This window comes from Fulvivirga kasyanovii (genome assembly GCF_009711405.1).
GTDB classification, from domain to species: Bacteria; Bacteroidota; Bacteroidia; order Cytophagales; family Cyclobacteriaceae; genus Fulvivirga; species Fulvivirga kasyanovii.
Genome location: NZ_SMLW01000389.1, coordinates 1 through 8,254 on the forward strand (window position 1 = coordinate 1; position 8,254 = coordinate 8,254).

Annotated in this window: 6 protein-coding genes; 1 reads left to right on the forward strand and 5 read right to left on the reverse strand. The window is 41.7% G+C overall.

What is annotated here, in order from left to right:
* On the reverse strand, window positions 1-1,100 hold a 1,100-nt coding region (locus E1163_RS04810; protein WP_155170063.1), incomplete at its 3' end, for a hypothetical protein.
* Between the two features lie 174 nt (window positions 1,101-1,274).
* Between E1163_RS04810 and E1163_RS04815 the strand changes: the two genes are divergently transcribed.
* Window positions 1,275-1,613: a zinc ribbon domain-containing protein YjdM gene (locus E1163_RS04815; RefSeq protein WP_155170064.1), complete on the forward strand. Its 339-nt coding sequence runs from the start codon at window positions 1,275-1,277 to the stop codon at window positions 1,611-1,613.
* 128 nt (window positions 1,614-1,741) lie between these two features.
* On the opposite strand, the gene E1163_RS31525 is transcribed toward E1163_RS04815, so the two are convergent.
* From E1163_RS31525 to E1163_RS04835, 4 genes are all read right to left on the reverse strand, one after another.
* Window positions 1,742-3,985, reverse strand: coding sequence for a T9SS type B sorting domain-containing protein (locus E1163_RS31525; protein WP_155170066.1), 2,244 nt, complete (start codon window positions 3,983-3,985; stop codon window positions 1,742-1,744).
* Complete coding sequence (locus tag E1163_RS04825) at window positions 3,986-4,435, reverse strand: hypothetical protein (RefSeq protein WP_155170068.1); 450 nt, start codon at window positions 4,433-4,435, stop codon at window positions 3,986-3,988.
* A gap of 150 nt (window positions 4,436-4,585) precedes the next feature.
* The gene (locus E1163_RS04830) at window positions 4,586-7,129 is read right to left on the reverse strand and encodes a T9SS type A sorting domain-containing protein (protein ID WP_185155959.1); all 2,544 of its coding nucleotides are present in this window, start codon (window positions 7,127-7,129) and stop codon (window positions 4,586-4,588) included.
* 155 nt (window positions 7,130-7,284) lie between these two features.
* Window positions 7,285-8,254 (reverse strand): transglutaminase domain-containing protein (locus tag E1163_RS04835; protein ID WP_155170071.1); only part of this gene is annotated, 970 nt, incomplete at its 5' end.

Below are 8,254 nucleotides of genomic sequence, written 5' to 3' on the forward strand. Positions count from 1 at the left end.
TCTCCGTTCGTTGAGCGAAGTAATTCTAAAGAATTATATATAATTTGTCCTGCTTTTAGGATTGCCTTATGATCCTCATCGGTTAATTCATTTTTTGTGTATTTCAGGTCCAACAGTTTTTTCTTCGCCATCTTAAATATGGCAATATCTGGTGTTTGTGCATCCTTAAAGTCTTTTGGCTGATTCAATATAGCACTCGCATATTGCAAATTCAGATTGATTACCTTAGTAGCCTTTTGTTTGATATCCTTCAGCATTGTAACTACCTGAGTGTGATCGTCATTATTCTCGCTCAAGTTTATAAAAAGATTGTATTTGGACTTAGCATTAAAGGCTACCTCGTCAAATTCAGTCTGAAAAAAACCCAGTTTTTGGAGTGATTCATTGCTTCGACAAATATCCAGGAACATATCCAATAAAATGTGATTCAAATAGTATCCTTTGTGAGCTCCTAATTTCTTCATACCATAAATCTTTGATATTTTGGCTAGAAAATCTCCACGAACGGGCTCTGTTTGACTAATTTTGTTATAGACAATTTCCTTTTTGTTTTCCTCAGTTGGCGAAGCTTCTAATAGTTCACTAAGCAAAACAGGATGCGTTTCATAAGTGGCTATTTTACGCATCAGCGAATCATACTCGGTTTTGGATAAGGCACCTGATAAAAGTGCAAATTTTTCCTCCAACTCTTTAAAGGTATTTGGGTTTATCCTGATATACGCCTCTGTAATACCAAGTATAACGGCTAATTCCGTACTGCTTTCTAAAAGAGTTTTCTTTATTACTGCTTTGTCGTCATGATCCAGCAAAGCATTCAACATATTTTCGGCATAGCTATAAGTAAGGAATGGGCCTTCAGCCAAATGATCATTTAATAATATCCTCTTCGCAATTTCCTTCTTGATTTCTGATTGCTTTTCAGCAATTATTTCACCGATAAGTTCAGAATCCAGTATGCCTTTTGTAAAAAGTACCTCATCGGCACCTACTGAAAGACTAGGAGGACCAATAGTCTGGGAATACAGTTCCTTGTGGCAGAATAATAAAAATCCAAGTATGCATGATACTAACTTGAGTGATAGATGTGATTTAAAAGACATTGTAGTTTTGTGTTTTATTATGTTTGGGCAAGTTTATTAATACCATTAGCAAAAGGAAATACCCAACCTTGGGTATTTTTAATCTTATGAAATAATACATTCATGCGAACGCCTCTCTAAAACCAATTTATAAGTAAATTTGCACCCCCATTTAATTTTTAAGCTTACAATATTATGTCAGAAATTCAACCTTGTCCCAAATGTGGATCTCAGTTTGCCTACCCTATGGATTTGTTAATGGTTTGCCCGGAATGTAATCATGAATGGAACCCGGAGGAAGTTGCTGCCGAAGAGGCCGGTTTAGTGGTGTTAGATTCCAATGGTAACCGACTGCACGACGGTGATTCAGTGGTGGTGATTAAAAACCTGCCAGTAAAAGGAGCTCCACAACCCATAAAAGCGGGAACTAAAGTTAAAAACATAAGACTCGTAGAGGGTGATCACAATATTGATTGCAAGATCGACGGCTTTGGCTCTATGGCTTTGAAGTCGGAGTTTGTGAAGAAGGCATAGAGAGTGGGGTATTCAGTAAGCGGTAATCGGCAAAGGTAAAATAAACCGATTACCGCTTACTGATCACCGAATACTTCTGCCTGTCCCCCTTCAGACTTTCGCCCAGACATGTGTCAGTAATTATCAGACTACTTCATTACATGTATTGCCCCACTGATCGTTTGGGAAGCGCATTTCCCTCCCTGGACCTGATAGAAATACACTCCTTCTGTAAGGCCCTCTGCCTGCCAGGTGTTGTTGTACTCATTGCTATAGTACACTTGCTTGCCCCAGCGGTTCATGATCATAATTTCTGAAGGCAGCATATTTTCGGGCAAAATGAAGGTATCATTAAGTGCATCTCCATTAGGAGTAATGATATTGGGAAGGAATGAAACTTTAGCCGGAATAAACCGGACGTTTATAGTGTCACGTTTCACCTCGCATTCATTGAAAACCTGTACGCTATATTGGCCCGTAGCTGTTACGGCTATTTCCGGTGTAGTGTCACCGGTAGACCAGAGGTACGATGTGGCACCCGGGACGGCGGCATTTAATACAAATGGCTCGGCCGGCGCACACATCACGGTATCTTTACCCAGTTCAACTTGCATAGGCGGTACATGGGCAATATTAAAAGTGTCTCGTATCGTGTAGCACTGGTTTTGTCGTTCAACCCAAAACTCACCTGACTGCCGGATGCTAACTGTGGGATTTGATTGTCCGGTACTCCAGTAATATGTATCTGCGACCGGATCAGTGATATTAAATTGAACCTCAGTTTCTGCACAAACCATGGTATCAAGGCTAGCCAAAGGTTTAAAATGATCCATATAGGTTACGGCAATAGTATCGGCAGCAGAATCACTGTCTTTGGTCACTTTTGCCCAATAAATACCGGGGTGGTCAATGAGCATACTATCAGCACTGGTTCCGTCCTGCCACTCAATACTTCCATCGCACGGCACATTGATGTGCAACATTCTTGTTTCCCCATCACATAACAATAAGTCTTCTCCAAGGTTAAAATCAAGCACACCGGGCATATCCGGCTCCCTAAGCCAGGTGGTATCATTAGTTAATAGCTCAAGTGTGGTGCTGGTTAAATAGTTTATTTCTTTGACGATACTGATATTATTCAGTGAATCATATTCGAGGTCGTTGATATATGTTTCGTAGCCAAGATCATAATTGATAACACATCCAAATTGCCCGTCTGTATCAAAATCTGCTATAAAGGCATTGGAATCCCCTGAACTGTTGATGACTTCCGTACTGCCGATAAAAAAATCAGAACTATAGTAGTACGCACTGAGGCTCAGCTTGCCATTGCCAGAAGCTAGTTTGTAGCCATTATCAAAACCACTGCCTCCAACGGACCGGAGCCAGCTATTTTGTCCTTCACCATTATACTTAAACAAAAAGATATCAGCTGAACCCACAGCCGATATGGATTTGCCCTCTATGGCGGCGGTATTGTAATACCTTCCTGTGGCATAGACGTTTTCCTGTTCATCCAGCGCCAGGTTGTATCCGAGGGCTACGCAATTCTGATCAGTTGTTTTAGCCCACTTCACCTGACCATCCTGATCCAGTTTCGCAAGAAAGTAGTTCTGGCTGGGGTTTCCCGGCTCGAAGACGGTACCATCAAAATCTATACTTTTACCTGTAAAATTGCCGGTTATAAAAGCTTCGCCCAAGGTATTGATCTCAACATCATAAACATAATCATAACTGCTGGCCCCTCCGAAGCTCCTTATCCACAAGGGCATACCTTCTCCGCTGAATTTGGCTATGAACATGTCATAACCCCCTATACCCTGTGTGGTTTTATTACCAAATGAGAGTTCATTGGGGGCAACAAAAGTCCCGGTAAGGATGATGCTATTATCGGGCGCAACCGAAAGTGCAGTAGTATACCTGTCTCCCGGCCCTTTTGACTCAATAACCCAAACAAATTCACCGTGTTTATTTATTTTGGCAACAAACATGCCCCAACGTCCCGAGTTATAAATGGTCTTGCACCCAAAGTCCAGGCTTGGTCCGGAAAAGCTGCCGCCAATAACTATATCGTTGTTGTTATCCAGTTCGATGTGTTTACCATATACATTACTTTCTCCGTCAGCGGCAAATCCCCATACGGGATTATTGTTTTTGTCAAATTTCATCACTAAAAGACTGAACTGGGTAGTGCCGATACCCTGAAAAGTCAGATGCCCTATGGTGATGGTCCCGCGAAATGATGCTACGGCGTAGGTGTTACCATATGGATCCCTTACACTTTCAAAGAAGTACAGTTGGTTGGTGTTGAGTTCTTCAATAGTGTTAAAACACTGGGCGTGAGCCGCAAGAGTAGCAGACATGAACAAGAAAATATAAATATACTTCTTCACTTATTTTATCAGGTTTATTTTAGGGGGAGAGTTCAGATGTTCAGTTGATCTGTAGATGATCCTTGCGGGTGTTTCTTGCAAAACCTTGGTAAACACGTTATGTCCATTGACCATTACCTGAAGCAGGTTCGAATTATATTCCAATGCTATAATATCACCGATGTTATAAGGAATTTTGAGGCCGTGCCCAAAGCTTACCTGATAGTGCCTAAAGGCAATTCTAAACATGTCACTTGTTCTGGAATTATCATTGCCTTCCAGTACAAGTTCATAGTTATCATAATTCTCAACCTCAAAGGTCAGGTTAAACTCCTTTTTCAAAGGGACTGACAATACATGTTTTTCATGCTTGCCCTCTTCCCATTTTGCTACTTTCTGTGATTTTGCCTCAGTAATAACAGCAATAAAAAGTAACAGGAACACATAGCGATATAAATATTTAAATCTCATGCTCAAAGATAAATAAATAGTGAATTCGGTCAATTATATGAATGTATTATTAGTAGTTGCTAAGGTTGATGATTTATAAACACTATACTGTAAATAAAAAAAGCAGCCACTCCGGAGAATGGCTGCCAAAACACTACTATGATTAAACTACTACTTATGGATCATCTTTTTAATCACGGTATCGTTGCCCGCCTGCAACCTGTAGAAGTATATACCCTGGGGCAGATCCTGACCTGACAGGGTAAAACTATGGTGTCCCGCTTCTTTTTTGTCACTTATCAAAGTGAGAATCTCATTTCCTTTGAAATCAAGCACTGTCAGTTTTACTTGTCCGCTTTCTTTAAGGGAATAGTTAATGATGGTTTCGTCTTTAAAAGGATTAGGGTAGTTCTGTTGCAGCATAGTCGCTTCTACAGCAGCGTTATCTTCCAACTCTGAAATGTTGTTTGTTAACACTTGCCCTTCTTCCAGTTGTTCGATATCCGTAAATTCGACAGGTGATGTACCATCATCTTCATTAGCCATATTGCCTCTGCCTAAACTGATCACAATCAGATCATTCATAGACCATGTTCTCAACTTGAGGTAGTCAGAGCTGGTGGTGTAAGCTGTGATCACCAGTTGTGTTGAACTGTTCATAACTGCCACTTCTGCCTGTCCGATTGTCTCGCTCAAATAGGTGCCGGTACGCATGATCTTACCCTCAGAGCCTACATCCCACATAGACATATTGAACTTGTTGTTGTTATCCTTAGCCACTACTACCTGTCTTTGTCCGATTTTTAGCTGCTCACTGGCTATGTCCCTGATGCCGACATAAGCGTCATCACCTTTTCGTGTCAAGGATCCGTCGGGGCAAATTTCCCAAACAATAGACTTTTGGATCGTGTTGTCTTGTATAACATTGGTTACAAATTGCGAATATGATAACCCTGCCATAGATACGTCATCAACTGTGCCTGCTGATGCAGTGGATTTGAGCGTAAGGCCACCTGAGTAACTGACACTCCAATATTGCACTTCAAGGTTACCCGTCTGATTGTTTTTTGTAGCAGTTACTAGTCTCATGGAGCTCAGTACAGAAGCACCTGCCACTATATCGGCATCTGCTACAGTGCCATCCCCTTCCCTATTGATCTGCTCGGTTTGCTCAACATCCCAGATAATTACTTTTAAATCTCTTCCGGAAGTACTAACAGGAGTAGCTATTCTGTTTGAAGTGATTTTTACCAGGTCAAGGTCACCTACTTCGCCTGCATATTCGATATCCTTTAAGGTGAAATTACCCGCATTATCTACCCTCCAATATCTGATTTGCAGATTACCATTGGTCTGGCGCACTGCAGTGACCAGGCGTCCATTGGAAAGTGTTACTGCTTTTACTGCTGTAATGTAAGTGCCTGTAGTATAGCTCTTTTGTCTGGCAATAGAGGTGCCATCATAGGCTACTGACCAGGAGATCAGTTTTAGTTTTCCATTGATGTCTCTTATGGCTGTAACGGCTTGCGTAGTATTTACTGAAACTATACTTACCGCATCATCAGTAGTGCCTAACTCCGGCGAGATCAGTTCTCCGACCTTTTCTGTAGTGTATGAAGCCTTGGAAAGGACAAATATGCCTTTGGTATTCCAGGTTTGCAGTGCTGCCAAAATTTCATTTCTCAGCAGCTCAAGAGTGGTAAGCCTGGCCCCACTGGTAAAATTTGTAATCTGATCATAGAATATGCAGTATGAGTACTCCTTGTTTATAACATTGCCTGTTCCGCTATCTTTAAAAGGAAGTGAGATCCAGCCTGCATTGGAAATGTAAGCCGTGCCTATATTTCCTGCCTTATGTACCAGTCGTATCTGGTCTTTAAAATCCTGGATTTGATCTGATGAAATATTACTCATATTGTATTGAGCGATAAGGTTATCAACTTCAGTACTCACCAGGTCAGACAATGAAGGGTTATTCACTGTTCCGGTAGTGGTTTCATTGATCATCAGGTTGCTAAACGTTATTCTTTGCTGATCTGTCAGGTAGTTCCAGTTCATTACCCTATCGTAGAATCTGGCGAAATCCTTTGCGGTAGCAATATTTGCAGGATTGTTATTGGGTCCGTCGCAACCTAATTTGTGGTTGACCTTGGTTTGACCGGATATGCCGAAGTTATTGGCCAGCATACTATTCACTCTGTTTCTTCCAACTGATGCACTACCATCACCGATCAACTCCATTATAGCATTTGTTGTACTGTTGCCTGAGTTGACCATCATGATCGGCAGCGCATTTTGCAAGCTGCGGGTAGCCACCGGTGTTGATCCTGTATGGTCATCATCGCAAGACTCATTAAAGCTGTAAGCAAATGTGAGATCGTTTAAAGAGTAATTGCGAATAGCATAGGTATGAAGAAATACCTTCATAGTACTTGCAGGGTAAAAAGCGTAATTTTCATTGCGGCTGGCTATGGTTTTGCCACCTCTTTCCTGCAGGTAGTACCCATAGACACCTCCGGTAGAGTTAGCACCCATATAACCGTTCATGCTTATCTCCAGCCGGCAATCTGTTTGTGCTATGGCTGGATTACCAGGAAAAAATAATGAGATCAGAAAAATAGCCAGAAGCATTAATCCTTCTACATGAGTCCAACAGGGTTTCATGCTTTGCGTTAAAACTGCCGGGGTAAGCCTGGCTGGTGTAAGGTCTTTCATTGTATTGGTTTTTGGATTAAACATGTTCCGAAACTAGTAGGTAATCAGCGGTTTAATCTCAACCAATGCATGTAACGACTTTTTGAATTGGTGGATTTGGGTTTTGAATTGATAATAAGGGATGTCCCTGCTCTAAGTAGCAGGCATAAGGTTTTTTACTTACTAACCTTTACTTCATACGTAAAAATATATGCTCCCTTCATACGAAAGTGAAGCACATATGTCCCTTTATGAGGAAAAGCATAGTCAATGACGTACATCCCATTGTCTCTTTTATAAGCTTGACTCTGAATGTTTGTAACGCTGCTACCTTTTACAATTTGTAGTTCAACCCGATCTACAGGTCCGGGGCTTTGGAATTGAAATTGTACGGGTTCTTTTCTTTTGGCTTCCACATTAAACGTCTCCGGTGAAGAAGGCAATACGTTTTGGTCTAATGCTTCTCTATAAATCAACGGAGCATTTAAAAACTCGTTTAGGGTCTGTTTTTCGGCCGTTAGCAGCCAGGCTGTATCAAGTGGGTGATGATTACGGGCAAAATCAGAGGGTGTAGTGAGAAAATAGCTATCGCTATACTGCTGCATAAACCCTTGCTTTTGAGGGTCTACCAGGCCACTCGACCAGGTGGCATCACATAAGTACCACCGGTCGTCAAGCTTAACGGCGTTCCAGGAGTGGTTGGGTATGCCTTCCCCTCCCACGTTGGCCTGAGCAGTGCGGCCATATCCATTGATAATTTCACAGGGTATATCGGCATGCTTTGCAAGCTCCCGAATAAGATAAGCATATCCTGTGCAAACTGTTTTTTGTTCATCCAGAAGCTTTCTAAAAACCCGTGGCCCAAAGCTTTCATTCCAGGCATGCAGTTCCTCAGCATTTCCTCTTAGCTTTTCCCTTTGTTTCTTATTCTTTGTGTAGAGCCCATAGTCATTCTCAATATTGCTGCACACCCAGCGATAGATAGCTCTAAACTTTTCCGTATCCGTTGATAATGGTTCTGTAAGCTTTTGCGAGAGGCTTTTAAGGTCTGTCAGCGTATGTTTAGGATATAAGGAGGCGATGCTGTCAGCCTTACCCAAAACATCCATATCAGGGTAGTCGGGCTGAGCTGAGACCTCTACGGCA

Excerpts from the sequence above, each read along its gene's own strand:
- E1163_RS04830 (WP_185155959.1), bottom strand. The coding sequence starts at position 7,129 with ATGAAAGACCTTACACCAGCCAGGCTTACCCCGGCAGTTTTAACGCAA.
- E1163_RS04815 (WP_155170064.1), top strand. The coding sequence starts at position 1,275 with ATGTCAGAAATTCAACCTTGTCCCAAATGTGGATCTCAGTTTGCCTAC.
- E1163_RS04825 (WP_155170068.1), bottom strand. The coding sequence starts at position 4,435 with ATGAGATTTAAATATTTATATCGCTATGTGTTCCTGTTACTTTTTATT.